This is a genomic window from Pseudomonas sp. NC02 (assembly GCF_002874965.1).
Taxonomy (GTDB): Bacteria; Pseudomonadota; Gammaproteobacteria; order Pseudomonadales; family Pseudomonadaceae; genus Aquipseudomonas.
Window position 1 is genome coordinate 3,007,111 of sequence record NZ_CP025624.1, and the last position, 24,524, is coordinate 3,031,634.

21 protein-coding genes are annotated in these 24,524 nt (G+C 61.5%); 7 read left to right on the forward strand and 14 right to left on the reverse strand.

Annotated elements, in window-relative coordinates; all coding sequences use genetic code 11:
• Positions 1-16: 16 nt before the first annotated feature.
• Positions 17-604: a GDP-mannose pyrophosphatase NudK gene (gene nudK, locus C0058_RS14290; protein WP_087692406.1), complete on the forward strand. Its 588-nt coding sequence runs from the start codon at positions 17-19 to the stop codon at positions 602-604.
• Positions 604-1,806, forward strand: coding sequence for a lipase family protein (locus C0058_RS14295; protein WP_218274259.1), 1,203 nt, complete (start codon positions 604-606; stop codon positions 1,804-1,806). The genes nudK and C0058_RS14295 overlap by 1 nt, the downstream gene beginning before the upstream one ends.
• Before the next feature lie 356 nt (positions 1,807-2,162).
• Here the strand turns inward: C0058_RS14295 and C0058_RS14300 are convergent, their stop codons facing one another.
• Positions 2,163-2,603, reverse strand: coding sequence for a hotdog fold domain-containing protein (locus C0058_RS14300; RefSeq protein WP_008435232.1), 441 nt, complete (start codon positions 2,601-2,603; stop codon positions 2,163-2,165).
• Positions 2,604-2,748: 145 nt separating this feature from the next.
• Here C0058_RS14300 and C0058_RS14305 point away from each other — a divergent pair, with 145 nt between their 5' ends.
• Complete coding sequence (locus C0058_RS14305; protein ID WP_032899370.1) at positions 2,749-3,366, forward strand: TetR/AcrR family transcriptional regulator; 618 nt, start codon at positions 2,749-2,751, stop codon at positions 3,364-3,366.
• A gap of 13 nt (positions 3,367-3,379) precedes the next feature.
• Here the strand turns inward: C0058_RS14305 and C0058_RS14310 are convergent, their stop codons facing one another.
• Positions 3,380-3,829 carry an Rrf2 family transcriptional regulator gene (locus C0058_RS14310; RefSeq protein ID WP_008435227.1) on the reverse strand — a complete coding sequence of 150 codons (450 nt, stop codon included), beginning with the start codon at positions 3,827-3,829 and terminating at the stop codon, positions 3,380-3,382.
• Positions 3,830-3,973: 144 nt separating this feature from the next.
• Here C0058_RS14310 and C0058_RS14315 point away from each other — a divergent pair, with 144 nt between their 5' ends.
• Complete coding sequence (locus tag C0058_RS14315) at positions 3,974-4,861, forward strand: NAD(P)/FAD-dependent oxidoreductase (protein WP_102368867.1); 888 nt, start codon at positions 3,974-3,976, stop codon at positions 4,859-4,861.
• A gap of 2 nt (positions 4,862-4,863) precedes the next feature.
• Here the strand turns inward: C0058_RS14315 and gudD are convergent, their stop codons facing one another.
• The gene (gene gudD, locus C0058_RS14320; RefSeq protein WP_003207434.1) at positions 4,864-6,213 is read right to left on the reverse strand and encodes a glucarate dehydratase; all 1,350 of its coding nucleotides are present in this window, start codon (positions 6,211-6,213) and stop codon (positions 4,864-4,866) included.
• 10 nt (positions 6,214-6,223) lie between these two features.
• The gene (locus C0058_RS14325; RefSeq protein WP_008435222.1) at positions 6,224-7,573 is read right to left on the reverse strand and encodes an MFS transporter; all 1,350 of its coding nucleotides are present in this window, start codon (positions 7,571-7,573) and stop codon (positions 6,224-6,226) included.
• Positions 7,574-7,861: 288 nt separating this feature from the next.
• On the opposite strand from C0058_RS14325, the gene C0058_RS14330 reads away from it, so the two are divergent.
• Positions 7,862-8,572: a FadR/GntR family transcriptional regulator gene (locus C0058_RS14330; protein WP_008435219.1), complete on the forward strand. Its 711-nt coding sequence runs from the start codon at positions 7,862-7,864 to the stop codon at positions 8,570-8,572.
• 6 nt (positions 8,573-8,578) lie between these two features.
• Here C0058_RS14330 and C0058_RS14335 read toward each other — a convergent pair whose 3' ends face one another.
• The gene (locus tag C0058_RS14335; RefSeq protein WP_102368868.1) at positions 8,579-9,421 is read right to left on the reverse strand and encodes an alpha/beta fold hydrolase; all 843 of its coding nucleotides are present in this window, start codon (positions 9,419-9,421) and stop codon (positions 8,579-8,581) included.
• Between the two features lie 288 nt (positions 9,422-9,709).
• Here C0058_RS14335 and C0058_RS14340 point away from each other — a divergent pair, with 288 nt between their 5' ends.
• Complete coding sequence (locus C0058_RS14340; RefSeq protein WP_003207442.1) at positions 9,710-10,297, forward strand: LysE family translocator; 588 nt, start codon at positions 9,710-9,712, stop codon at positions 10,295-10,297.
• A 1-nt stretch (position 10,298) separates the two neighbouring features.
• On the opposite strand, the gene C0058_RS14345 is transcribed toward C0058_RS14340, so the two are convergent.
• The 6 genes from C0058_RS14345 to C0058_RS14370 all read right to left on the reverse strand — a co-directional run bounded on the left by C0058_RS14345 (position 10,299) and on the right by C0058_RS14370 (position 19,846).
• A complete protein-coding gene (locus C0058_RS14345; RefSeq protein ID WP_003207444.1) occupies positions 10,299-11,123 on the reverse strand; it encodes an AraC family transcriptional regulator in 825 nt (274 codons plus the stop codon).
• Positions 11,124-11,186: 63 nt separating this feature from the next.
• Positions 11,187-14,630 (reverse strand): hypothetical protein, encoded by a 3,444-nt coding sequence (locus tag C0058_RS14350; protein WP_102368869.1) that lies wholly within the window; start codon positions 14,628-14,630, stop codon positions 11,187-11,189.
• Between the two features lie 156 nt (positions 14,631-14,786).
• On the reverse strand, positions 14,787-17,255 hold the full coding sequence (locus C0058_RS14355; RefSeq protein WP_371857019.1) for a TonB-dependent siderophore receptor: 2,469 nt from the start codon (positions 17,253-17,255) through the stop codon (positions 14,787-14,789).
• A 96-nt stretch (positions 17,256-17,351) separates the two neighbouring features.
• Positions 17,352-18,311 carry a FecR domain-containing protein gene (locus C0058_RS14360; RefSeq protein WP_102368871.1) on the reverse strand — a complete coding sequence of 320 codons (960 nt, stop codon included), beginning with the start codon at positions 18,309-18,311 and terminating at the stop codon, positions 17,352-17,354.
• Positions 18,308-18,838 (reverse strand): sigma-70 family RNA polymerase sigma factor, encoded by a 531-nt coding sequence (locus C0058_RS14365; RefSeq protein WP_003207452.1) that lies wholly within the window; start codon positions 18,836-18,838, stop codon positions 18,308-18,310. Before C0058_RS14365 ends, C0058_RS14360 begins: the two co-directional genes overlap by 4 nt.
• A gap of 96 nt (positions 18,839-18,934) precedes the next feature.
• Positions 18,935-19,846 carry a LysR family transcriptional regulator gene (locus C0058_RS14370; protein ID WP_003207454.1) on the reverse strand — a complete coding sequence of 304 codons (912 nt, stop codon included), beginning with the start codon at positions 19,844-19,846 and terminating at the stop codon, positions 18,935-18,937.
• Positions 19,847-19,956: 110 nt separating this feature from the next.
• On the opposite strand from C0058_RS14370, the gene C0058_RS14375 reads away from it, so the two are divergent.
• On the forward strand, positions 19,957-20,802 hold the full coding sequence (locus tag C0058_RS14375; RefSeq protein ID WP_008435212.1) for an oxidoreductase: 846 nt from the start codon (positions 19,957-19,959) through the stop codon (positions 20,800-20,802).
• A gap of 21 nt (positions 20,803-20,823) precedes the next feature.
• Here C0058_RS14375 and C0058_RS14380 read toward each other — a convergent pair whose 3' ends face one another.
• From C0058_RS14380 to C0058_RS14390, 3 genes are read right to left on the reverse strand one after another with little or no spacing between them, the layout of a single operon-like run.
• Entirely contained in the window at positions 20,824-22,428 is a 1,605-nt protein-coding gene (locus C0058_RS14380; protein ID WP_102368872.1) for an ABC transporter ATP-binding protein, read from the reverse strand.
• A 1-nt stretch (position 22,429) separates the two neighbouring features.
• Positions 22,430-23,449, reverse strand: coding sequence for an ABC transporter permease (locus C0058_RS14385; RefSeq protein WP_003207460.1), 1,020 nt, complete (start codon positions 23,447-23,449; stop codon positions 22,430-22,432).
• Between the two features lies 1 nt (position 23,450).
• Entirely contained in the window at positions 23,451-24,524 is a 1,074-nt protein-coding gene (locus C0058_RS14390; RefSeq protein ID WP_008435207.1) for a microcin C ABC transporter permease YejB, read from the reverse strand.

The window sequence follows — 24,524 nt, forward strand, 5'->3', positions numbered from 1 at the left end:
ACAAAAAGGTCCTGCCATGGAAAACAGTCCCGTCCGCATCCACGCCGAAGAACTGCTCTCGGATAATTGGTATGTGCTGAAAAAGTACACCTTTGACCTGCGCCGCCGCGACGGCAGTTGGCAGTCCCAGACCCGGGAGATCTATGACCGGGGCAATGGCGCGACGATCCTGCTGTACAACCGCGAGCGGCGCACGGTGTTGCTGATTCGCCAGTTCCGCATGCCTACCTACGTTAACGGCTACCACGGTTACCTGATCGAGTCTGCCGCCGGCCTGCTGGACAACGCCAGCCCCGAGGAACGCATTCGCCTGGAGGCGGAAGAAGAGACGGGCTACCGTGTGGGCCATGTAGAAAAGATCTATTCGGCCTTCATGAGCCCGGGCTCGGTGACCGAGCGCATTCACTTTTTCATCGGCGAATATCAGCCTGGCGACCGAGTCAGTGATGGCGGCGGGCTGGAGGATGAAGGTGAGGATATCGAAGTGCTGGAGTTGGGATTCGAGGAGGCCCTGGCCATGGTGGACAGTGCCGAGATCGTCGACGGCAAGACCATCATGTTGTTGCAGTACCTTGAATTGCGGATGTTGAAAGAGGGCTGGTGATGTCGCGTCGGTTATCGCTTGCGCTGGCGGTGTTGCTGGCGGGATACAGTGGTGTGAGCGCTGCGCAAACACCCGTCGGTGATGGTGGTGTTCCCGCGTTCTATACCTGGGCGGACAAGGTGCCCGCGTCACCCGGGCGGATGCTGCGCAGCGAACCGTTGACCGATCAGCAAAGCCTGGCCGAGGCGGGGCAGAATATTCGCATCCTGTACACGTCCACCGACGGTCTCGATACCCATAAACGGATTGTCGTTTCCGGTGCGCTGTTCCTGCCCAAGGGCACACCGCCGCCGGGTGGCTGGCCGCTGATGGCGTGGGCCCACGGCACGGTGGGGAGTGCCGATATCTGCGCGCCGTCGTTCGCCGGTCGCAGCCCGCGGGATACGCGCTATCTCAATTATTGGCTGGCTCAGGGCTACGCGATTGTCGCTACCGATTACCAGGGGCTTGGGACGCCTGGCCTGCATCCGTATGGTTTGACCAGCCCGCTGGCCTATGGGGTGCTCGACAGCATTCGCGCGGTAGGGGCGGGTGGTTTCGAACTCTCCAAACGTGTGGTGGTGTTTGGGCAGTCACAGGGTGGCCGTGCTGCGTTTGCCACGGCGGTCTATGCGAAAGACTATGCGCCCGAGTTGGATATCGTGGGGGTGGTGGCGACCGGTACGCCTTACGCGGCCACCCATAAAACGGGAGGCAGTGCCGAGTTGGAAAAGGCCCGCAGTTCGGTGGTGCCGACCTTTGCCTATAACTTGCTGCGGCTGAGTACTGTCACGTTGTTTGACCCTGGGTTTGTGGCTGCGGATTACTTGAGCGAGCGTGCAGTGCCTGCGTTTGAGAGCAGCCGGCGGGATTGTTTGCATGCCATTGAGCAGCGGGTGATGGCTGATGGGCTCAGCTTCAATGACAGTTTCAAGCGGTCGCCGAAAGAGGCGCTCGACAAGGTTTATCGTGAGTCGGCGTATCCGACGTTGAAGACGGATATTCCGGTTTTTGTCGGTACGGGGGGGCGGGATCAGGATGTGTTTGTGCCGGGGCAAAAGGCGCTGGTCAGGGATGCGTGCAAGGTCGGGGACCGGATTGAATGGCATTTTTATCCTGAGCTGGATCACTCCGCTACGGTCAATGGTTCGCTCGTGGACTCGACGCCGTTTGTGCGTAAGGCGTTTGCGGGGGAGGTGATTGGTGGGAATTGTGGGGGGTAGCTTTTTGGGGAGGTATATCCGTTATTCAGGTAACGGCGACTTATGGTTTCGCTCTTACAGCGAGTCACTTTGCAAAAGCCGGAATGCCGGCCCAGCCCAAAGTAAGTAAAGGGAGCTGCCTCCGCCGCTTTATGTGGGAGCGGGCTTGCTCGCGAAAAACCTGAGAGCGCCACGTTGAATCAGGATACCCACGTCATCGTTAACGACCTTCGCGAGCAAGCCCGCTCCCACATTTGGACCGTGTCCGCCTTTGATTTTGCGGTTGCTTCACCCCACTCAAGCCGGCTGGTAGGCCGCTGTGAGAGCGCAACCCAATAGCGGCCATAACCGCAGCAACGGATATGCCCCCAACCCCATCACCCCAATTTCACATTCATGATAATCCGCGCGGTAAACACCAATTTCCCCTCCGCATCCAGCATCTCCACCGGCACCACCTTGTCACCCGCCGTTTGCCAGTCGATACCTTCGCCATTGGCCGTCGCCGTCACGCTGCTCTTGGCCTTGGCCAGATACTCCACCGTCATCCCCTTGGGAATCCACCGCGCACCCGCCGGCACGGAAACGTCCGTCATGGTACCCGCCGCCAACTCCGCAGCGTTGCACATGGCAATGGCATGCACCGTGCCCAGGTGGTTGGTGATGGCCTTGCTGAACGGCACTTCCACCGAGGCAAACCCCGGACGCAACTGGGTCATCAACGGATTGATGGTGCTGAAGTAGGGCGCCATCTGGCACGCCAGTTTGCTGAACGCTTCGGGGCCAACGCTGTTGAACATGCTCAGGGCCTGACTCATGGTGCTGCCTCGCTGATTAAATGAATTTTACGGAATATTGTTCCGTTACAGAATAATGTTCTGTAACGGAACAGTATTCTGCCCATGGGAAATCTGTCAAGCTGCCCGGGCTTGTTCTTCTTCACTGACTGAGTTCCTGTTCAGCATGCAAACCCCGGATCTGCTTCAGCGTTGCTTCCCTGGCCGAAGGGCCGAATTGAAGCGCGATATCTTCAAGGCAGCCCTGGACCTGTTCAACGAGCAGGGCCTTGAAGCCACCACCATCGAGATGATCCGCGCGCGCTGCGATACCAGCGTCGGCGCCATTTATCATCACTTCGGCAACAAGGAAGGCCTGGTCGCCGCGCTGTTTTTTACCGCGCTGGAGGATCAGGCCGAATTGCGTGGGCGCTACCTTGAATCGGCCAAAACGGCGAAGGAGGGGGTGTACGCACTGGTCCACAGCTATGTCGATTGGGTGGACAGCGAACCGCAGTGGGCGCGCTTCCAGTACCACGCGCATTTCGCGGTGACCAAGGGCCCGTTCGCCGCTGAACTGGAAAGCCGCAACCAGGCGCGCAACGCGTTGCTGAAGGAATGGATGGTGCTGCCTGGACGGGGTGATCAGCTCAGCCAGGTGCCCGCCGAACTCTTGCCATCACTGATCATTGGCCAGGCCGACAGCTACTGCCGTGCCTGGCTGGCCGGGCGCTCGGCCAGCAGCCCTCGGGTGTACCGGGAAACCCTGGCCGAGGCAGCGTGGCGCTCGGTGGGTGGCGCTTAGGGCGTCGCGTGCATCACGCACAGGGTGCGGGCGTTATCGCCACCCGATAGCGCTCGTCAAAATCATCCGCCAACTGTGCCAGCGTCACCTCTCCCAAACGCTGCAGCAGCAACGCCTGGGCATCGTCAAACGCCTGGTTCAGCGCCGCATTGACGGCCTGTTCCACCAGGCATTGCGGATGATCGGTGGACAGGCCGACGGCAAAGATCGACGACGTGCCAAGGGCATTGTGGATGTCCAGCAGGGTGATTTCACTCAGCGGCTTGCCCAGCATCCAGCCGCCCTGATGGCCTTTTTCCGAACGCACATAACCTTTCTCCTTGAGCAGGCCCAGGGTGCGGCGTACCACCACCGCGTTGGTACCAAGCATCTGCGCGATGGTCTCCGAGGTGGCGCGTTCCTCGTGGCGGCCCATGTGGATCAGCACATGGAGCATGCGCGAAAGCCGGGTGTCGTTTCTCATCTGCAAGCCTCTGGAGTTCCTGCCCGAAAGTATCGTTCGTAACGATTGGAGTTGCGAGACACTTGACGAGGTATTTTTATGTAACTTATGGTGTGTCGTGAGTGCCCGGCAACCGATGCAAGGGCCACCAGAGAGGTCATCTTCATGGTTTACGACGTTATTATCGTCGGCGGCAGCTACGCCGGAATGTCTGCCGGGCTGCAACTGGCGCGGGCTCGGCGCAAGGTGCTGGTGGTTGACGCCGGGCAGCGGCGCAACCGGTTTGCGGCCACGTCCCACGGTTTCCTCAGCCAGGATGGCCAGCCGCCGGAGCTGATCGCTGCCGAAGGGCGAGGGCAGTTGATGGAATATCCGACGGTGACCTGGGTGCAGGACACCGCCGTTGAAGCGACTCGAAACCAGGATGGCTTCGTGGTGCGAACCCGTTGCAAGGGTGAGTTCAACGCTAAACGCTTGATTCTCGCTACCGGCGTGGTGGATGAGTTACCCGAGGTCGAGGGGTTGAAGGAGCGCTGGGGCAAGCATGTGTTCCATTGCCCGTATTGCCACGGCTATGAACTGGATCAAGGCCGCATCGGCGTGCTGGCGACGTCGCCGCTGGCCATGCATCACGCGATGCTGCTGCCGGACTGGGGCACCACCACGCTCTTTACCAACGGCGCATTTGTGCCGGATGCCGAGCAGCAGGCGCAACTGGATCGGCGCGGGGTCAGCGTCGAAAGCTCGGCGGTGCGGCGGATTGTCGGTGAGCGGGCGGATGTGGAATTGGCAGACGGGCGGATGATCGCGCTGGACGGTATTTTCACCCTGTCCCGTACGCGCATGGCCAGCCCATTGGCCGAGCAGTTGGGCTGTGAGTTTGTCGAAGGGCCGACCGGGCCCTACCTGCTGACCAACGAGACGCGCCAGACCACCGTGCCCGGTGTGTTTGCCTGCGGCGATGCCAACCTGGCCGGCGGCTCGGTGGCGCTGGCGGTCGGCGAGGGTGTGCGCGCCGGGGTGGGCGCGCACTTTTCGATGATCTTCAACTGAGGTCAGCGCACCAGGCACGGCCGCTTGTTATCGAACGTCCAGCCCGGAATCATGAACTGCATCGCCACGCTGTCATTGCGCGCACCCAGGCCCATGCCTTTGTACAGTTCATGGGCGTGGGCCACGGCGTCCATGTCGATGTCCACGCCCAGGCCCGGTTTGGCCGGCACCTTGATGTGGCCGTCGACAATCTTCAGCGGAGCCTTGGTCAACCGCTGGCCGTCCTGCCAGATCCAGTGGGTGTCGATGGCCGTGATTTCCCCCGGCGCGGCGGCGGCCACCTGGGTGAACATCGCCAGGGAAATGTCGAAGTGATTATTGGAGTGCGAGCCCCAGGTCAGGCCCCATTCGTGGCACATCTGCGCCACGCGCACCGAGCCCTGCATGGTCCAGAAGTGCGGGTCGGCCAGGGGAATATCCACGGACTGCAACTGGATCGCATGCCCCATTTCACGCCAGTCGGTGGCGATCATGTTGGTGGCGGTGGGCAGCCCGGTGGCACGGCGGAATTCGGCCATGACTTCGCGCCCGGAGTAACCGTTTTCCGCGCCGCAAGGGTCTTCGGCATAGGCCAGCACATGATGCTGGTCGCGGCACAGGGCGATGGCTTCTTTCAGTGACCAGGCGCCGTTGGGGTCCAGGGTGATGCGCGCATCGGGGAAGCGTTCGGCCAGTGCAGTCACCGCCTCGATTTCGTCGCCGCCGCGCAGTACGCCGCCTTTGAGCTTGAAGTCATTGAAGCCGTATTGCGCCTTGGCCGCCTCTGCCAGACGCACGATGGCTTCGGGCGTCATGGCCTGTTCATGACGCAGGCGGAACCAGTCTTCGGCATCGTCTTCACTGCGATAGGCCAGGTCGGTCTGCTGGCGATCACCGATGTAGAACAGGTAGCCGAGCATCTTCACCGCGTCGCGCTGCTGGCCTTCGCCGAGAAGGGCCGCCACCGGGACTTCGAGGAACTGGCCGAGCAAATCCAGGAGTGCCGCTTCCATCGCCGTGACGGCATGGATGGTGATGCGCAGGTCAAACGTCTGCAAACCCCGGCCCGCCGAATCCCGCGCGGCGAAGGTCTGGCGCATGGCATTGAGAATGCTCTGGTACTGGCCGATGGGCTTGCCGATCACCAGGCTGCGGGCGTCTTCCAGGGTCTCGCGGATGCGTTCGCCGCCGGGTACCTCACCGACGCCGGTACGGCCGGCGCTGTCGGTAAGGATCACGATGTTGCGCGTGAAAAACGGCCCGTGGGCACCGCTGAGGTTGAGCAGCATGCTGTCGTGGCCGGCCACCGGGATGACTTGCAGGCCGGTAACGACCGGGGCGCTGTTGGCGTGGTGCTGGTGTTCTGTGTTCATCGTGTAGTCCTTATTTGCTCAAGACGGGGGCGGGTTGCAGCACGCTGCTGGTGGTCGGGCCGGGCAGTGTCCTGGCGAAAAACACCAGGATGGCCGCAAGGATCGAAGTGCCCGCCAGGCCATACAAACCGCCCTGGATCGAGCCGGTGGTCTGTTCCAGGAAACCAAAGGTGGTGGGCGCGACAAACCCGCCGAGGTTGCCGATGGAGTTGATCAATGCGATCACCGCTGCGGCGATGCGTGCATCCAGGTAACCCTGGGGAATCGGCCAGAACAGCGAGGACGCCGACTTGAAGCCGATCGCCGCGAAGCAGATGGCGATAAAGGCAAAGATCGGCCCGCCGGTAGTGGAGAGGAACATGCCCACGGCGGCGATCAACAGTGCCGCAGCGACCCAGGCTTGCTGGAACTTGAATTTGCCCGCCAGTGCCGCGAAGGCGTACATCGCGATGATCGAGATCAACCACGGGATGGAGTTGTAGAAACCCACCTGGATGTCGCTCAGGTCGCCCATCTTTTTAATGATGCTCGGCAACCAGAAAGTGGCGGCATAGATCGTCAGTTGGATGCAGAAGTACAGGGCGCAGAACAGCATGATCTGACGGTCCTTGAGCAGCTTGCCCAGGGTCGGCTTGACCGTGGTGGCGGCGTCACGCTCGCGCTGTTCGCGGTCGATCTCGCCCACCAGCGCATCCTTTTCTTCAAGGCTGAGCCACTTGGCGTCGTGGGGTTTGGAGTCCAGCCAGAACCACACGAAAAAGCACAGCAGCACCGACGCCATGCCTTCGATGATGTACATCCACTGCCAGCCATGCAGGCCCAGCCCGGTGATTTGCAGCAGCACGCCGGACAAGGGGCCGGAGATCAGCGAGGCGAGGGCCGAGCCGCTGAGGAAGATTGCAATCGCCTTGCCGCGTTCGACGCCGGGCAGCCAGCGGGTGAAGTAGTAGATCACCCCGGGAAAGAAGCCGGCTTCGGCCACGCCCAGCAGAAAGCGCAGGATGTAGAAGTGGGTTTCGTTCTGGATAAAGGCCATCAATGTGGCGGTGATGCCCCAGGTGAACATGATGCGGGTCAGCCAGATGCGCGCGCCGACTTTTTGCAGGAGCATGTTGGACGGCACTTCGAACAGCGCGTAGCCGATGAAAAACAACCCGGCGCCGAAGCCGTAGGCGGCCGCACCAATGCCCAGGTCGTGCTCCATATGGGTACGCACAAAGCCGATGTTGACGCGGTCGATGTAGTTGACGATGAACATGATCACGAACAGTGGGAGCACATGGCTCTTCACCTTCTTGATCGCGCGGGCCAGGACCGGGTCGGTGGCAGGCGCAGCTGTCGCAGGGCTGGAAGGGGTCACGAGGTCAAACTCCCACTGATTATTGTTGTGCGGGGACGTATTTGGGTTGCCGGAGATGTCTGACAACTTGATAGACATCATACAACTGCATTTTCAGAGATGGCAACCCTCTGTAGGAGCGAGCTTGCTCGCGAAAATCGTCAACGATTACGCGGTGTGGTGCAATGTTTGCACTGCGACGGGTTTTTTCGCGGGCAGGCTCGCTCCTACAGGTATTTGTTTGTTGTCATACAAGTTGGCTCGTCTAAGAATGCTAGTATTGCCAGGCGCCCCAGAACGGAATTCCTGATGCAAAACCCCAGCTCGGCACCTCATCGCAAGCGCTCCCCGGGCCTTGCCCACGACATCGTCACCGCGTTGACCCAGCAGATTCTCCTGGGACAGATGGCGCCGGGTGAGAAGCTGCCATCCGAGTCCGCTATCGTGGGCGAGTACGGCGTCAGTCGCACGGTGGTGCGCGAAGCGCTTTCCAAATTGCAGGCCGCCGGGCTGGTGGAAACCCGCCACGGTGTCGGCACCTTTGTGCTGGAGCGCGACGAGCGCCACGGCCTGCACCTGACCCACGACACCGCCGCCAGCGTGCGCGGCATTCTTGAACTGCGCATGGGCCTGGAAACCCAGGCAGCCGCCCTGGCGGCCTTGCGCCGTACCGATGAACAACTGCAGCAGATGCGCCAGGCACTGGATGATTACCAGGACTCGCTGGCCAACAACGACAGTGCCGTTGAGCCTGACGTGCGCTTCCATCGCCTGATCGCCCAGGCCACTGGCAATACCTATTTCACCGACGTGATTTATCACCTGGGCCACTCGGTAATCCCACGCACCCGGATCAATGCCGAGGAACGCGGCGACGCGGACCTGATGGAGCTGGGGCGCCTGGCGAACCTTGAGCACGAGGCGATCCTGAAAGCCATCCGCCGCCAGGACCCGGACGCGGCCCGGGCCGCCATGCTGTTGCACTTGAGCAACAGCCTGGAGCGGATGACAGGAGAGTAGGCGGGGCTATTTGCTGTCCAGGAAGTCCAGCAGCGCGGCATTGAACAGCGTCGGGTCCTGCAGGAATGCGAAGTGGCTGGTGTTCGGCAGAATCAGCAGGCCCGCTCCCGGAATGGTCGCCGCGATGTATTCGGTGTGTTCTCGCTTGATCGCCTCATCGTGGTCGCCGTCGACAATCAGGATCGGAGTCTTGATGGACGCCAGTTGCGCGTCGGTCCAGTTGGGTTGGCTGGCCCACATATGGCTGATCTGCTCGACGAAGGCGTCGTACTCTTTTGGCGTCGGCGAGTGCCTGGCGTACTCCTGGCCGGCGCGTTCGATGAAGGCGGCGAAGGTCGGGTTTTTCTCTACGCCATCCTTGACCCCGGACGTCTGGGTGTTGGCGGCAAAGGCGAACACCTTGCCGATACGGTCGGGGTGGCGCAGGGCGAGATCAATACCGATGATTGCGCCGTCGCTCCAGCCGACGATATCGGCGCGGGGGATTTTCAGGCTGTCGAGTACGGCGACCACATCATCGGCCATCAAGTCGTAACCGAAGGGGTTCTCGTCCCGGGAACTGCGCCCGTGGCCACGGCTGTCGAGGCTGATGACCGTGTGTTTGGCGGCCAGCGCCTTGACCTGGTTGCCCCAGTAATCGGAATTGGACAGGCCACCGTGCAGCAGGATCACCGGCGAACCATGCCCGGTCTTGGTGTAGTAGACCTTGATGCCGTTGACGGCGGCATAGCCGGTTTTGGCCCCCGCAATCGGTGCCGGGGTGGGCGGAAGGGTTTCCCAGCGTTCCGCGGCCTGAACCCCGGAGAAGGACAGCAGCAGGCAGGCAGCTGCCCATAAGCGACGTGACATGGCGATTCCTTTTTTGTGAGCAGGTTGAGGTCATCCGGCCAGATGTGCGCTCGACTCTAGCACCGTGCCTACCTTGGGAAACACGCATTTTTTCCTATCAAAAACGCCGTTTGGAAAGAGAAAAATACAGTTATATCAATGGAATAAATTTGTCTTTTGCAGCGGGTGGGCTAAGGGTTTCAACTGATGGTTTTTTCGGTCATTCCCGGCAGGGGCATTTTCTTCAATACCGCGATCCATCTTCTCCTTAAGGTTCAGCTCATACCCGCACAACAAAAAGGAATTGCAATGAGCTTGATCATTTCCATGGCCGCTTTCGCTTTGGCCACTTCCATCACGCCGGGACCGGTGAATGTGGTGGCCATCAGTTCGGGGGCGCGCTTTGGGTTTGCCGCCAGTCAAAAGCACGTGGCTGGAGCCGCGTTGGGATTCACCTTGCTGCTGGTGTTGATCGGCCTGGGGCTGCATGAGGTGCTGGTGCGCTGGCCGCTGCTGACCCAACTGATTCAATGGGGCGGGGTGGCGTTCCTGTTGTACATGGCCTGGAAGCTGGCAGTGGACGATGGGCGCCTGGACGCTGAAGGCACGGCCGCGGCGCCGTCGATGCTCTATGGGGCGATCATGCAATGGCTCAACCCCAAGGCCTGGCTGGCGTGTGTGGCAGGCATGGGGCTGTTTGTCGCCGATGGTGATGCGCAGCAAGTCTGGCTGTTTGCGACGATCTACCTGGTGATCTGCTACCTGTCGGTGGCGTGCTGGGCGTACGCCGGGACGTTCCTGCGCCGCTACCTGAGCAACCCCCAGGGCATGCGCCTGTTCAATCGCTCGATGGCCGCCTTGTTGGTGGCCAGCGTGGGGTATCTGCTGCTGGCCTGATTCAGCCGCGATATTGCCCGGGCGTCGCCGCCAGGTGCTGTTTGAACGTGCGCTGGAAATGCGCCTGATCAGAAAAGCCGGCCGCCAGTGCGACGTCGGCGATCAACTGGCCGCTGCGCAACTGGGTGCGGGCAAACTGAATACGGCGATTGACCAGGAATGCGTGGGGCGTCATGCCGTAATACTGCTTGAACGCACGAATCAGGTACGACGGCGACAGTTCAGCCGCCTGGCAAATGTCTTCGAGCTTCAGGGCCTCGGTGCAATGTTCGCGGATATAGTCGGCGGCCCGCTCCAGCTTGTGATTGACCTCGCGCACCGGGGTCTCCGACGGGTTGAGGCGTTGTTGCACCTCGGTGAAAAAACTCACCACCGCACTCTGCTTGTGCAGGTGTTCGGCGTGGTTGTCCACCAGCACCTCATACAGCTCGTTCAGCCCGCGGTACAGCGCGACATCCGTGGTGTGGGTGGCGGTGAACGGTCGAAAATCCTGGTCCTTGCTGAAACCCAACTGGTGCTGCAGGTCGGTCAGCCAGGCCGTATCGATATACAGCATGTGATAGGACCAGGGCAGATCATCAATGGGGTTGCAGGCGTGGACATCCCCGGGATTCATCAAGACCACGGTGCCGGTGCTGATCTTGAAGGTCGATGCCCCATGGATGTACAGGCTCTGCCCGGCCGTGATCGCGCCGATGGAAAAGTGCTCGTGGGCGTGGCGGGTGTAGCAGACCTTCCGCCCGTCGGCGATGGTGCGAGCCTCAATGAACGGCAGGCGTTCGTCGCGCCAGAAGGACGGGGCAGTCGGTTCGAGGGGCGATCGCATCACTACAAGTCTCACCGGGAATCAATGCAGTGAATGATTACACAGAAATAGGCCTGCAACGTTTCATTTCATGGTTTCGGGTTCCATTCTGCGCAGGAAACCGATCCGCGGATCTACGCCGTTGATGGCGTCTGCCAGGGAAAGGGGTTGCTTCGCCGCCGCTCGCGCCTCATCGGCGCCTACCAGCAAGTGCTGGTCAATCACGATGCTGGCAATGGCCAGGCTGCGTGGCGAGGTGAAGGTGTTGGGTACCACAGGGCCCGGCCCATAGACGGCAGGCAGCTCGGCAAAACGTTGGGCAATGACCGTCGCGTGTTGCTGCCCGTTGGGAATGGTGCCGCGCGCGTACGCTGACCAATCGATCGGCAGCGGGCTGCCTTGGGTATTGCCGGTGCGCAGGGCCTGTTCGAATATTTGCAGGGTCAGGCCCGGTAATGGGGCAACCTTCAGTTGCTTTGGGAGAAATTCGTAGAAGCGCTTGTCGCCGGCGTACCTGCACAACACCAGCACCCCGAATCTCCCGATGCCCGATGTCTGCCCGCCAGCACTGGTGCGTGACGTTTGCAGGCGATGGAATTCCAGGCTGCCATATTCCATGCCTTTACGGCTAAGCAGGGGCAGTTGTGACATCCAATACACGATCGACTGTAGCAGCGCGGCGCGCACCGCCGTGTAGCGCTTCTCGAACTCGGCCGCGAAAGTGGAATGGATTGACCCCAACTCATCGAACCGTGACGCCATGCTGGCGAAATCAACGTCCTTGAGGGTCGAGCGCCATTGCGTTGTGCCTTTGGTCAGCTTGCCTGCCATGTGCAACTGAACCAGGGAAACGGCGGTATTGGCGGCGATATCCGGCTCCGAGCGGTTACCAGGCCTGGCCTGCCATTGTATGACCATTCGCTCCAGATCGGTGCTACCGGCAAACACCCGCTGAAGATCCTGCAAGGCTATCTCATACAGGCTGGTATGCCCGTTCTTCTTCAACTCGGAACTGATCTGCAACTGGTTGAGCTGCTCGTTCAACGCGGCAATGGCGCGATTCTTCTGCGTGGTACTGTGCCCATCAACGTTTTTGGCCAGTACTCCGTTGGCCACGGCCCAGTCGACGATCGGCAGACTGCCTCGGCGAACCCGGCGGGAGGGCATGATGAAGTAGATCACCGCCATGAAGTCGGTGAAGCGCATGGCCCGTGATGCACCCGGTGTTTCAGCTTCGATCAGGTCCACGTATTGCTTGAAATGTACCCAGGTATGGGAACTCATGTACGACACCTCATCAGGGATGTCCCGCACCAGGAATTCCGGGGCGATGCCCGCCAGCAACAGGTGCGCGGCCATGGGTACGGCGCTGGTGCGCAGGACCTTGAACTGGACCATGGCTTCTACGGCGTTACGGACTTCATGGAAGGTCAGGCCCCAGTTGTAGGAATCGGTCAGGTCATAGCCGGCGACAGTGGCCCGCTGCTTACCAGCATTCGCGTCCAGGCTGAGAATCAGTGCGGCAAACAACAGTGCGTTTCTGCTGGCACGGGTGTTTGCAGCGCTGGCGTGTTCACCGTACCAGCCCACGGTTTCCGATAGCCGCGCGGCCAGTGCCTGGGCCGGGGGCGATGCCAATAGTTGGTGCAGCAGCAGATCAGCCTCGGCGCGCACCTGGTCACGGTTTTTTTCGCCGACGATTGTTTCGCTCAGGTAGTCGAACAGTTTTACGTCCTGGTTGGGCAGGAAGGCGGCGACGGTCTGCAGCACCTGTTTGCGTTGCGCCGCCAGCAGTGGCATCACCTGCAATGCCCGCCAGTAGTTGCCGTGGCGTGGCTGTTTGGTTGTCGGGATGCGCAGGATGCGTGCCGTGGCATGGGCTTCGTCACGGGTAGCCGGTAGCGCCATCTGGTAGAGGTTGAGTAACTGGCGCAAGCTGACCTGGCCATTGGTGCTGATGCGCCCGCCGGATTGGCGGGCCAGTTCCAACAGGGGTTCGGCCATCGAGGTCAGGCTTGAAAGCGGTGTGTCCGCACGGGTGAGTACCTTGGGCGCATCGTCCAGCGCGTAACCACTGAGTTCGCCGTCCGCGTTCAGTACATACACCCGGGCAAGGTTGAATTGGCGGGTGGCGCTCACGCGTTGAAAGGCCGATTCCTGGCGCAAACCTGCGAGCAGTTGCGCCCCTTTGTCCACCAGCATGGCAAAGGGCGAGTCAGCCGCCAGGTTGAACGTCATGTCCAGGGTGCTAGTGAGCTGCGTATCGAGGGTGATCGACTTGAGTGCTGCTTGCATGGTGTAACGGTCATTGAGGACTGCGATATGGCGCATGTGTTTGCTGACGGCCACCAACGAGTGGGCGGCCGAGCTGACATAGGGAAACGTCGCTGCGCTGGTGGCGCGCAGTTGTTCTACCAGGACCTGAACGTCCCCTGCACTGGCAGGACGGGGTAGCCGATACGCCGTCATCAGCGCGGCCAGGCTGAGGCTGGCGTCCGGCAATATGTCGGTATGGGCGAGATTGGCCAGGCGCTCCAGCTCATCCCATTGCTGATTCAGCGCTGAGTTGTTGGAGCGATCCAGAGGTGAGGTATTGGCCTCGCGGCCGTCGGTCACGGCGATCACTACTTTTTGGTCGACGGAATAGCGGTAAGTGGGGGCAGCGCCTTGACTGGCAGGGTTGAGGCTCGCGAACTCTTCGCCCTGCGTCACGGCGTAAAGCAGCTGTGCCGCGTACTTTAAGGTGCTCGACAACATTGAGTCCGAGTCCAGCGTGCATCGTTGCAGGTAGAGCTGCAGCCAATCGAAAGGCGGGCTGCCGTTTGTACTTTGTTCCAGGAGCGTCTGCAGCGCATCGGCCAGTTGTTGGTAATCCCGCTGCTCCTCGGTCAAGCGCTTGCGCAGGGTGGATTTGAGCCGCCCGCTTTCATCGACACCGGGCAGCGTGTCGAGGGTATGGATCTCTTCGAGAATCACCTGAGCCTGCAAATGATTGGTCGGTACCGGGTAGCCATAGAAGGGCAATACCAGGTTCAGAGGCAGTGTCCTCGAATGAGGTTCGACGAGGTTTTCCATGAATGGCAAGCCGGCGTTGACCGTATCGATAATCTGCACCACCTCCAGGATCGGATTCGCGACGCGCCACCAATCAGAGTCTTTGTCCAGGGTGAAGGTGTACGGTGTTTTGACCGTGCCTTCCAGGATCGTGGCCTGCAGATCGCCGCCCCGAAACACCAGGCTCGCCAGTTCCAGGTCATGGCGTGAGGCCCACTCACGGAAGGCCGGGCGGCCGATGGCGTCACAGAAGAGCCGCACCCAGCGACCGAGCATGGTATTTTCCGGCACGCTGATCAAGATGGGTTCGGTTGCCGGGGTGGTGCCTTGGGCAACCAGTCTGATCAAACCGGCGATCAGTTCGGCGATCAGCACTTGATCATCTTTGAGGCGCAATGCCTGGTGCTTGATCAGGTCCAGGGCGGAGGGAGAAATATTCTTCAACAGGTGGGACAGAAAGGGTAAGTCATCCATGGCGTTCAGGCTCTGTGCAAGGTCGCCCACGTGCTATGGGCGACCGGAGCCTGCATCGTCGGATGGGCCGGGCCAGAACAAAAGACGTACCTTCCTGACGGGGTGTAGCCCGAGTCGACTGCCGTTGCAAGCGCTACGGCAGTCTGGCGTTTGGGCTCAAAAATCCCAGCGGGTCGCCAATTGCAGGCTGCGCGGCTCGCCGTAGAAGCCGGTACCGAAGTTGCCCAGGCCGGTGTAGTACTTTTTGTCGAACAGGTTTTTCACGTTCAACGTGGTGCTCAGGTGCTCGTTGAAGCGGTAGCGCGCCATGACGTCCACCAGGAAGTAGCTGTTCTGGGTAATGCGTGAGTTGTGGCCGAAATTCACCGAGTCGTTGGGATCGGGCTGGAACACATTGCCGAAGAACTCGCTCTGCCAATTCACGCCGCCGCCCACGGTCAGGTTCTCCAGGGCGCCGGGCAGGCGATAGGTGTTGAACAACCGCACCACTTGCTGGGGCGTGGTGGTTTGCAGCACGGAGCCGTAGACGTAATCGCCGTTGGCGTCACGGCTGTGCTGGTAGGTGTAGCCTGCCGAGACGTTCCAGCCGTCCAGCACTTCACCGGCCAGTTCGACTTCAAAGCCCTTGGTGGTGGCGCCGGCAATCGGGCGATACACCGAGTCGGTCTCAAACCCGGAAACGTACTGCGCAACGTTGTCCTGTTCGATGCGGAATGCGGCGAAGCTGGCGTTCAGGCGGCCGTCGAAAAATGCTGCCTTGAGCCCGGCTTCGTAGGTGTCGCCTTCAATCGGATCAAGCAACTTGCGGTCGGCGTCCTTGCTGTTTTGCGGTTTGTAGATCTTTGTGTAGCTGGTGTACACCGACCAGATGTCATTCAGGTCGTAGACGATACCGGCATAGGGCGTGACGACGCCGGTCTGGCGGTATGTGAAACGGTTGTCGGCCTTGGTCGGGTCGTAGAAGTCGGTGTTGTCGGTGCCGCTGAAGTTGCTGACGCGGGTACCCAGGATCACCGACAGGTCATCGGTGGGTCTCAAACGCGTGGCCAGGTACGCGCCGGTCTGGCGTTGCACGATGTCGTTCTGGCCGCTGCGGGGAATGTCAGGCTTCGGGTATTCGCCGCGCCAGTCGTAAATGCTGCCGCCCACGGGCGGGTAGATCGAGCCGTACACCGGCACGTCCTGCTTCGAGCGGGTGGCCATGAAACCCATGATCAATTCATGCTCGCGCCCGAACAGGCTGAAGGGGCCATTGAGGTTGATGTCCAGGGTGTTTTGCACCTGGTCACCCTTGTATTTGCCCATGAACATGTACATCCCGTCGCCCGTGACCGGGTCCGGGTTGCCGCCGCTGGCGGAGGCGAGCAGGGTATCGTGCTGGCTGCGCTTGCGGTCAAGGCTGACTTTCAGCGACCAGTCGTTCGCGAGCTTTTGTTGCACCGAGGCAAACAGGGTCTGGTTCTGGAAGTCGCGGCGGCTCCAGTCGGCGGCCGGGTTGAAGGACCGCGAGAAGTCGGTGCGTGAACCGTTGCTGAAGTACATCGGGAAGCCGGTCCAGCTGGCGCCACGGGAGCGGGTGTCCTGCTGGTCGATGCCGAAGGTCAGCAGGGTGTCCGGCGTCAGGTCGGCTTCGAGGATGCCGTAGGCGATATCCTTGGTGTTCTGGTAGTGGTCCAGGTACGACTGGCGATCCTGATACACGCCGACGAAGCGCCCGCGCACGTTGCCGGAGTCGGTCAAAGGCCCGGAAATATCGCCTTCGGTGCGGTAGTTGTCCCACGAGCCGAAGGTCTGCGTGACCGACGCCTTGAAGTCCCGGGTGGGCTTTTTGCGAATCAGGTTGACCGTGGCCGAAGGATCGCCGGAGCCGGACATCAGGCCGGCTGAGCCCTTGATGATTTCCAGGCGGTCATACACCGCCATGTCGGTGCTGGTGGTGCCGTAGTCATACACGCCGTCGTAGGTGGAGTTGACCCCGTCGTACTGGAAGTTGGTGATCGGCAGGCCGCGGCTGGAAAACTCCCAGCGTTCGCTGTCGTAATTCTGCACGCTCACACCGGGCGCACGGCGCAGGGTGTCGGCGATGCTGGTAGAGCCTTGGTCGTCCATTTGTTGGCGGGTGATCACTGTTACCGACTGCGGCGTCTCGCGCATCGACAGCGCCAGGCCGGTGGCCGAAGCCATGGCGCCGGTGGTGTAGGAGTGCGTATCTTCGGTGGTGGCGCCCAGGCCTTCGCCGGAGATGGTGGTGGCGCCCAGTTCCAGGGCGCCGGTGTTGGCCGGGACCAACTCCAGCACGTAGCCGTTGTTGCCCTGGGGCACGGCCTGCAAGCCGCTGCCTTGCAACAGCCGTTGCAAACCGCTGGCCGGGGTGTAGCTGCCGTTGAGGCCCGGGCTGGTTTTGCCGCTGGCCAGGCTGTTGTGGCCGGCGAAAAAGATCCCGGACTGCTCGGCGAAGCTGTTCAGCACGTTGACCAACGAACCCGCGGCGATGGTGTAGTGGCGGGCCGTTTCCTGAGTCGACGGCGACTCGGCGGCTTGCGCGTCGAGCGCGCCCAGGCACAACAGGGTAGCAGTAACGGCCAGCGCCAGCGGGCGCAAAGTGAAGCGAACGGGTTGCGACATGAACATTCCCTTTGGATCAAATCGATCGGCGAATTGAAAGCATCTGCAGGGTTTACCGAACGAGTTTTGGAAAAGGGAACTGACGGCTGAAAGTTTTTATGTGCCTGGGTGTTTGGGCCTGACCGTGACCCACCACGGCATGAGCGTGTCGACCTGAATCGGCAGCGCGGCCTGTAGCAGGCGCAGTGCGTGGTCGCTGTCTTTGAGGGGGAACGAACCCATTACCGGCAATTGCGCCACGGCTGGATCACAGCCCAGGTGGCCGGGGCGAAAACGATTGAGTTCGGCGACCAGTTGGCCAAGCGGCAGGTTGTCGGCCAGCAGTACGCCACGGCTCCAGGCCTCACGGGTGGCGGATGCGGGTGAATGGAGATTGAACCCATCGCGGGTGAAGGCCACTTGTTGCCCGGCCTCGATGATTCGTTGTTGCCGGCTGGCGGCGGTGCGCACTTCGACCCGACCTTCAAACACATTGAGCACGGTGCTGTCGCCGTCCTGCAACACGCTGAAGCGGGTGCCCAGGGCGCGCAGGCGGCCCTGTTGGGTCTCCACCAGGAACGGGCGGTTCGGGTCCTTGGCGGTCTCGATCAGCACTTCGCCGAAACGCAGGTGCAGCAAGCGCTGGACCCGGTCAAAACGTACATCCAGGGCGCTCAAGGCGTTCAACCACAGGCGACTGCCATCGTCCAGCAGCGCTTCGCGGGTTTCACCGCCGGCGGTTGCGTAATCCGCACTCCAGCCTCCCACCAACCGGGGCAGGGCGGTGTTGCGCCAGGTGCCCCAGGCCAGCGTTGAACCGGCACACAGCACCAGCAGGGTCTTGAGCGTCTGGCGCCGAGAGCTGCGCAACGCACGGCTGGCGCTGTGGGATTGCTCGGCCAACGGCGCAAAGCGTTGGCTGACCCGTTCTACATAGCCCCAGGCGGCCTGGTGTTCCGGACTTTGCCCGAGCCATGCCTGCCAGTGCTGGGCAGCCTCTGGCTGATCCTGCAGGCGTACGTACCATTGGGCCGCTTGCTCAAGGCTGGCATGGCTGAGCTTTCCGGGGCTGTTCACTCCACGAGCATCCCGTCCAGTTCGGCTTCCAGCACCGCACAATGCAGCAGCGCCTGGGCCAGGTATTTTTTCACCATCCGTTCGCCTACCCCGAGCTGTTCGCCGATCTGCTTGTAGGGCGTACCGTGCAACTGCGCCAGCAGGAACGCTTCGCGCACCTTGTGGGGCAGCCGCGCGAGCATGGCGTCCACTTCGTACAGGGTTTCGACAATGATTGCCCGCTGCTCCGGCGACGGTTGCAGGGCTTGGGGCCGGTCCGCGAGGCTTTGCAGCCACGCTTGTTCCAGTTGGCGCCGGCGCCAGTGATCAATGCACAACCCCCGGGCGATGGTGGCCAGGTAGGAGCGCTCCCGCGTCTCATCGGCGTCGGCCGGCGGGCGCTTGAGTACCCGGATGAAGGTGTCATGGGCCAGGTCCGCCGCATCCCAGCGATTGCTCAGGCGCCGGCGCAGCAGCCCCAGCAGCCAGGAATGGTGATTGCCGTAGAGGTCGCTGAACGAGGTGGACGGGGTCGACACAGTATCCATGTGGCGCAGAAGCCTTGGCGTAAATAAGAATTGGTCGCGATTAAACCAAAGGGCCGGGCACGGCGCAAATGATATTGGTTTGCTTTTGCGGCGCTGTCAGCGCCCACGCTTCTCGGCAATCCATGCGGTGGCCAGGTCGATAAAGGCCCGCAGTTTCGGTTGGCTCTGGGTTCGGGCGGGGAAATACAGGTACAGCCCGCTGCTTGGCGGTACGAAAGATTGCAGCACGGGCTCCAGTGCGCCTGAAGCCAGGTCCTCCATGACCTCGAAATCACTCACGTACGCCAGGCCCTGGCCGGCCCGCGCGGCGGCGATCATCAGGTTGCGGTCATTGACGATCAACCCGCCTTGAACGCCGACCGTAAATTCCCGGCCCGCCCGCTCGAATTCCCAGCGGTGTGCCATGCCCGAGGTCAGGAAGCGATAACCGATGGTTTGATGGGCCGTGAGCGCTTCCGGCGTTGTCGGCTTGCCGGCCTTGGCAAAGTAGGCGGGAGAGCCCACCACCGACCAGTTCAGGTCCGGGGTCAGGCGCACGGCAACCATGTCTTTGTCGATGGATTCCCCCAGGCGAATACCGGCGTCGAAGCCCTCGGTGACCAGGTCCACCGTGGCATCGTCGAGGGAAATATCCAGTACCACATCGGGAAAGGCCTCGCGAAAACGCGGGATCAACGGCTCGATCAGCAACTTGCCCGACAACCTTGGCACCGTCAGCCGCAGGGTGCCCATGGGCCGGTCGCGGTAGCCACTGAGGGCCGCCAGCGCTTCGTCAATCTCCCCGGCGGCGGGGCGCAGGCGGCTGTAAAGCGTCATGCCGGCCTCGGTCAACGCTACCCGGCGCGTGGTGCGCTGGAACAGCACCACACCCGTGCGCTTCTCCAGGGTTTTCACCGCATGGCTGACCGCCGTCGGTGTTACGCCGAGGCGTGCAGCGGCCTGGGTGAAGCTCTTCAGTTCGGCCACGGCGAGAAATTCGGTCAAGCCATTGAAGGGATCAAGGTTCATCGGTCAGCCATTATGAAATTCTGTTTCAGAGTGCTTGTAGCACGAGACGGTTTTTCAGGCTAATGCCTCAGCGTACCGTGGCTTCACATTCACTCCATCAGGTACGGATCATGACAACGGCACATTCCTTCAAGCGTGTTTGGCTGGTAACCGGGGCTTCCCGGGGCATCGGCGCGAAAATCGTCGCGGCAGCACTGGCCCACGGTGATGCGGTGGTGGCCACGGCCCGCAACGCCCATACCGTCACCGAACGCTTCGGTGAGCAACCCGGGCTGCTGGCGGTGCAACTGGACGTGACCGACGAATCCCAGGCTGCCGACGTTGCCCGTGCCGCCATTGAGCACTTCGGGCGCATTGATGTGTTGGTCAACAATGCCGGTTTTGGCCTGCTGGGCGCGGTGGAGGAGGCGTCTGCCGATGAGGTTCGCCGCTTGTATGAAACCAATGTGTTCGGGCTGCTCAATGTCACTCGCGGTGTATTGCCGTTCATGCGCCAGGCGCGCAGCGGGCATGTGATCAATATTTCGTCGGTGGGCGGTTTCCGTTCCGGGGCGGGGTTCGGCACGTACTGCTCGACCAAGTTTGCCGTTGAAGGGTTGAGCGAGGCGCTGCACGCAGAGCTGGCACCCTTGGGCGTCAAGGTGACGGTGGTGGAGCCGGGCTATTTCCGTACCGACTTCCTGGATGGCAACTCCCTGGTGGAGTCGCCCTTGATCATCGACGATTACGCCGCCACGTCCGGCGAGGTGCGCAAGCTGGCCAAGGTCTACAACCAGCAGCAACCGGGTAACCCGGAGCTGCTGGCAGTGGCCATGATCAAGCTGGTGGAAGCGCCGCATCCGCCGATGCGCCTGGCCCTGGGTACCGACACGTTGCAGGCGATCGAGGACAAGCTGGCCTACGTCAAGGAAGAGACCGCCGCCTGGCGTGAACTGTCGGCCTCAACCGATTTCTGACACCCAATGGCGTAGCAGCTGCTAGGGGCCGGGCACCAAAAACGCCGCCTCCAGCAGTTGCCGGGTGTAGGCATGCTGGGGGTTGGCGAAGATCGCGGGTGCATCTCCCTGTTCAACCGCCTGCCCGTGTTTTACCACCATCAGTTGGTGACTCAAGGCCTTGACCACCGCCAGGTCGTGGCTGATGAACAGGTAGGTCAGGTTGTACTTGGCCTGCAGGTTGCGCAGCAGTTCCACCACCTGGCGCTGCACGGTACGGTCGAGGGCCGAGGTCGGCTCGTCCAGCAGAATCAGCCGGGGCTTGAGCACCAGGGCGCGGGCAATAGCGATGCGCTGGCGTTGGCCGCCGGAAAATTCGTGAGGGTAGCGATTGCGGGTTTCCGGGTCCAGGCCCACTTCCTTCAGCGCGGCGATAATCGCCGCTTCCTGCTCGGCGGCAGTGCCCATCTTGTGGATACGCAGGCCTTCGCCGACGATCTCGCTCACGCACATGCGCGGGCTCAGGCTGCCAAACGGATCCTGGAACACCACCTGCATTTCCCGGCGCAGCGGGCGCACCTGTTGCTGGCTGAGCTTGTCCATCTGATGGCCTTCGAAGCGGATGCCGCCCTTGCTCGCAATCAGCCGCAAAATTGCCAGGCCCAGGGTGGATTTGCCCGAGCCGCTTTCACCAACGATGCCCAGTGTCTGGCCCTGGGGCAGGCTGAAGTTGATGCCGTCCACCGCCTTGACGTAATCGACGGTATTGCGCAGGAAGCCTTTCTTGATCGGGAACCAGACCTTCAGGTCATCGACTTCCAGCAACGGTGGGCCGACTTCATTGGTGGCGGGCCCGCCGCTGGGTTCCGCTGCCAGCAGCTCCTGGGTGTAAGGGTGCTGCGGCGCCTCGAACAAGGTTTCGCATTCGGCCTGCTCGACAATGCAGCCTTTTTGCATCACGCATACCCGGTGGGCGATGCGCCTGACCAGGTTCAAGTCGTGGCTGATCAACAGCAAGGCCATGCCCAGGCGCGCCTGCAGTTCCTTGAGCAGCTCCAGGATCTTCAACTGCACGGTGACGTCGAGTGCCGTGGTCGGCTCGTCCGCAATCAGCAACTCCGGCTCATTCGCCAGGGCCATCGCAATCATCACCCGCTGGCGTTGGCCGCCGGACAGCTCGTGGGGCAGGGCCTTGAGGCGTTTATGGGGCTCGGGGATGCCCACCAGTTCCAGCAACTCCAGGGTGCGTTTGGTGGCCACCTTGCCGGTAAGCCCCTTGTGCAGGCCGAGCACTTCGTTGATCTGCTTCTCGATGGAGTGCAGCGGGTTCAGCGAAGTCATCGGCTCCTGGAAAATCATCGCAATCCGGTTGCCGCGGATATGCCGGATGGTCTTTTCCTTCAGGGTCAGCAAATCGTGGTTGGCGTACTGGATCGTCCCCGACGGGTGACGCGCCAGCGGGTAGGGCAGCAGGCGCAAAATCGAGTGCGCCGTGACCGACTTGCCCGAGCCGCTTTCGCCCACCAGTGCCAGGGTTTCGCCGCGCTTGATATCGAAGCTGACGTTGTTCACCACCCGCTGGTGGCTGTTGCCTACGACGAACTCGACGGAGAGGTCGCGGACTTCGATCAGATTGTCCTGATTCATCTCATTTCCTCGGGTCGAAGGCATCGCGAGCGGACTCGCCGATAAACACCAGCAGACTCAACATGATCGCCAGCACGGCAAACGCACTCATGCCCAGCCACGGCGCCTGCAGGTTGGATTTGCCCTGGGCCACCAGTTCACCCAGGGACGGCGAGCCGGCCGGCAGGCCAAAACCCAGGAAGTCCAGCGCGGTGAGGGTGCCGATCGCCCCGGTCAGGATGAACGGCATGAAGGTCATGGTGGAGACCATGGCGTTGGGCAGGATATGGCGGAACATGATCGCGCCGTTCTGCATCCCCAGCGCCCGGGCCGCCCGCACATATTCCAGGTTACGCCCGCGCAGGAATTCGGCACGCACCACGTCCACCAGGCTCATCCAGGAAAACAACAGCATGATCCCCAGCAGCCACCAGAAATTGGGCTGCACGAAACTGGCGAGGATGATCAGCAAATACAGCACCGGCAAGCCCGACCAGATCTCCAGGAAGCGCTGCCCGGCCAGGTCGACCCAACCGCCGTAGAAACCCTGCAAGGCCCCGGCGATCACGCCGATGATCGAACTGAGTACGGTCAGCGTCAGGGCAAACAGCACGGAAATCCTGAACCCGTAGATCACCCGCGCCAGCACATCGCGGCCCTGGTCATCGGTGCCCAGCAGGTTGTCCCGTGACGGCGGGGCCGGTGCCGGAACTTTCAGGTCGTAGTTGATGCTCTGGTAGCTGTACGGAATCGGCGCCCACAAGGTCCAGGCATTCTTGGCCTTGAGCAGCTCCTGGATATACGGGCTCTTGTAGTTGGCTTCCAGCGGGAATTCGCCGCCGAAGGTGGTCTCGGGGTAGCGCTTGAGCGCCGGGAAATACCAGTCGCCGTCGTAGTGCACCGCCAGCGGCTTGTCGTTGGCGATCAGCTCGGCGCCCAGGCTCAGGCCGAACAGGATCAAAAACAGCCACAGCGACCACCAGCCACGCTTGTTGGCCTTGAAACGCTCGAACCGGCGACGATTGAGGGGGGATAGATTCATCTCAATGCTCCCGGCTGGCGAAGTCGATGCGCGGATCGACCAGGGTGTAGGTGAGGTCGCCGATCAGCTTCACCACCAATCCCAGCAGGGTGAAGATAAACAGGGTGCCGAACACCACCGGGTAGTCGCGGTTGATCGCCGCTTCAAAGCTCATCAGGCCCAGGCCGTCGAGGGAGAAGATCACTTCCACCAGCAACGAGCCGGTGAAGAAGATGCCGATAAAGGCCGACGGGAAGCCGGCAATCACCAGCAGCATCGCGTTGCGAAACACATGGCCGTACAGCACGCGGTGGTTGGTCAGGCCCTTGGCCTTGGCGGTGACCACGTACTGCTTGTTGATCTCGTCGAGGAAGCTGTTTTTGGTGAGCAGGGTCATGGTGGCGAAGTTGCCGATCACCAGGGCGGTCACCGGCAGGGCAAGGTGCCAGAAGTAATCGAGGACCTTGCCGCCCCAGCTCAACTCATCAAAGTTGTTGGACGTGAGCCCGCGTAACGGAAACCAGTCGAAGTAACTGCCGCCGGCGAACACCACGATCAGCAGGATCGCAAACAGGAACGCCGGGATCGCGTAGCCGACGATGATCGCCGAGCTGGTCCACACGTCGAAGTGGCTGCCGTGCCGCGTAGCCTTGGCGATCCCCAGGGGGATCGACACCAGGTACATGATCAGGGTGCTCCATAATCCGAGGGAGATGGACACCGGCATCTTTTCCTTGATCAGGTCGATGACCTTCGCATCGCGAAAGAAGCTGTCGCCAAAATCCAGCCGGGCGTAGTTCTTGACCATGATCCACAAGCGTTCCGGCGCCGACTTGTCGAAGCCGTACATCTTCTCGATTTCCTTCACCAGCGCCGGGTCCAGGCCCTGGGCGCCGCGGTAGCTGGAACCGGCCACCGAGACTTCGGCACCGCCCCCGGCAATCCGGCTGGTGGCGCCTTCAAAGCCTTCGAGCTTGGCGATCATCTGCTCCACCGGGCCACCCGGGGCGGCCTGGATGATCACAAAGTTGATCAGCAAAATGCCGAACAGGGTCGGGATGATCAGCAGCAGTCGACGAAAAATATAGGCCAGCAT

What these genes read in the sequence shown, in the direction of transcription:
- nudK (WP_087692406.1), top strand. Translation starts at nt 17, where the DNA reads ATGGAAAACAGTCCCGTCCGCATCCACGCCGAAGAACTGCTCTCGGAT.
- C0058_RS14295 (WP_218274259.1), top strand. Translation starts at nt 604, where the DNA reads ATGTCGCGTCGGTTATCGCTTGCGCTGGCGGTGTTGCTGGCGGGATAC.
- C0058_RS14300 (WP_008435232.1), bottom strand. Translation starts at nt 2,603, where the DNA reads ATGAGTCAGGCCCTGAGCATGTTCAACAGCGTTGGCCCCGAAGCGTTC.
- C0058_RS14305 (WP_032899370.1), top strand. Translation starts at nt 2,749, where the DNA reads ATGCAAACCCCGGATCTGCTTCAGCGTTGCTTCCCTGGCCGAAGGGCC.
- C0058_RS14310 (WP_008435227.1), bottom strand. Translation starts at nt 3,829, where the DNA reads ATGAGAAACGACACCCGGCTTTCGCGCATGCTCCATGTGCTGATCCAC.
- C0058_RS14315 (WP_102368867.1), top strand. Translation starts at nt 3,974, where the DNA reads ATGGTTTACGACGTTATTATCGTCGGCGGCAGCTACGCCGGAATGTCT.
- gudD (WP_003207434.1), bottom strand. Translation starts at nt 6,213, where the DNA reads ATGAACACAGAACACCAGCACCACGCCAACAGCGCCCCGGTCGTTACC.
- C0058_RS14330 (WP_008435219.1), top strand. Translation starts at nt 7,862, where the DNA reads ATGCAAAACCCCAGCTCGGCACCTCATCGCAAGCGCTCCCCGGGCCTT.
- C0058_RS14335 (WP_102368868.1), bottom strand. Translation starts at nt 9,421, where the DNA reads ATGTCACGTCGCTTATGGGCAGCTGCCTGCCTGCTGCTGTCCTTCTCC.
- C0058_RS14340 (WP_003207442.1), top strand. Translation starts at nt 9,710, where the DNA reads ATGAGCTTGATCATTTCCATGGCCGCTTTCGCTTTGGCCACTTCCATC.
- C0058_RS14345 (WP_003207444.1), bottom strand. Translation starts at nt 11,123, where the DNA reads ATGCGATCGCCCCTCGAACCGACTGCCCCGTCCTTCTGGCGCGACGAA.
- C0058_RS14350 (WP_102368869.1), bottom strand. Translation starts at nt 14,630, where the DNA reads ATGGATGACTTACCCTTTCTGTCCCACCTGTTGAAGAATATTTCTCCC.
- C0058_RS14355 (WP_371857019.1), bottom strand. Translation starts at nt 17,255, where the DNA reads ATGTCGCAACCCGTTCGCTTCACTTTGCGCCCGCTGGCGCTGGCCGTT.
- C0058_RS14365 (WP_003207452.1), bottom strand. Translation starts at nt 18,838, where the DNA reads ATGGATACTGTGTCGACCCCGTCCACCTCGTTCAGCGACCTCTACGGC.
- C0058_RS14370 (WP_003207454.1), bottom strand. Translation starts at nt 19,846, where the DNA reads ATGAACCTTGATCCCTTCAATGGCTTGACCGAATTTCTCGCCGTGGCC.
- C0058_RS14375 (WP_008435212.1), top strand. Translation starts at nt 19,957, where the DNA reads ATGACAACGGCACATTCCTTCAAGCGTGTTTGGCTGGTAACCGGGGCT.
- C0058_RS14380 (WP_102368872.1), bottom strand. Translation starts at nt 22,428, where the DNA reads ATGAATCAGGACAATCTGATCGAAGTCCGCGACCTCTCCGTCGAGTTC.
- C0058_RS14385 (WP_003207460.1), bottom strand. Translation starts at nt 23,449, where the DNA reads ATGAATCTATCCCCCCTCAATCGTCGCCGGTTCGAGCGTTTCAAGGCC.
- C0058_RS14390 (WP_008435207.1), bottom strand. Translation starts at nt 24,524, where the DNA reads ATGCTGGCCTATATTTTTCGTCGACTGCTGCTGATCATCCCGACCCTG.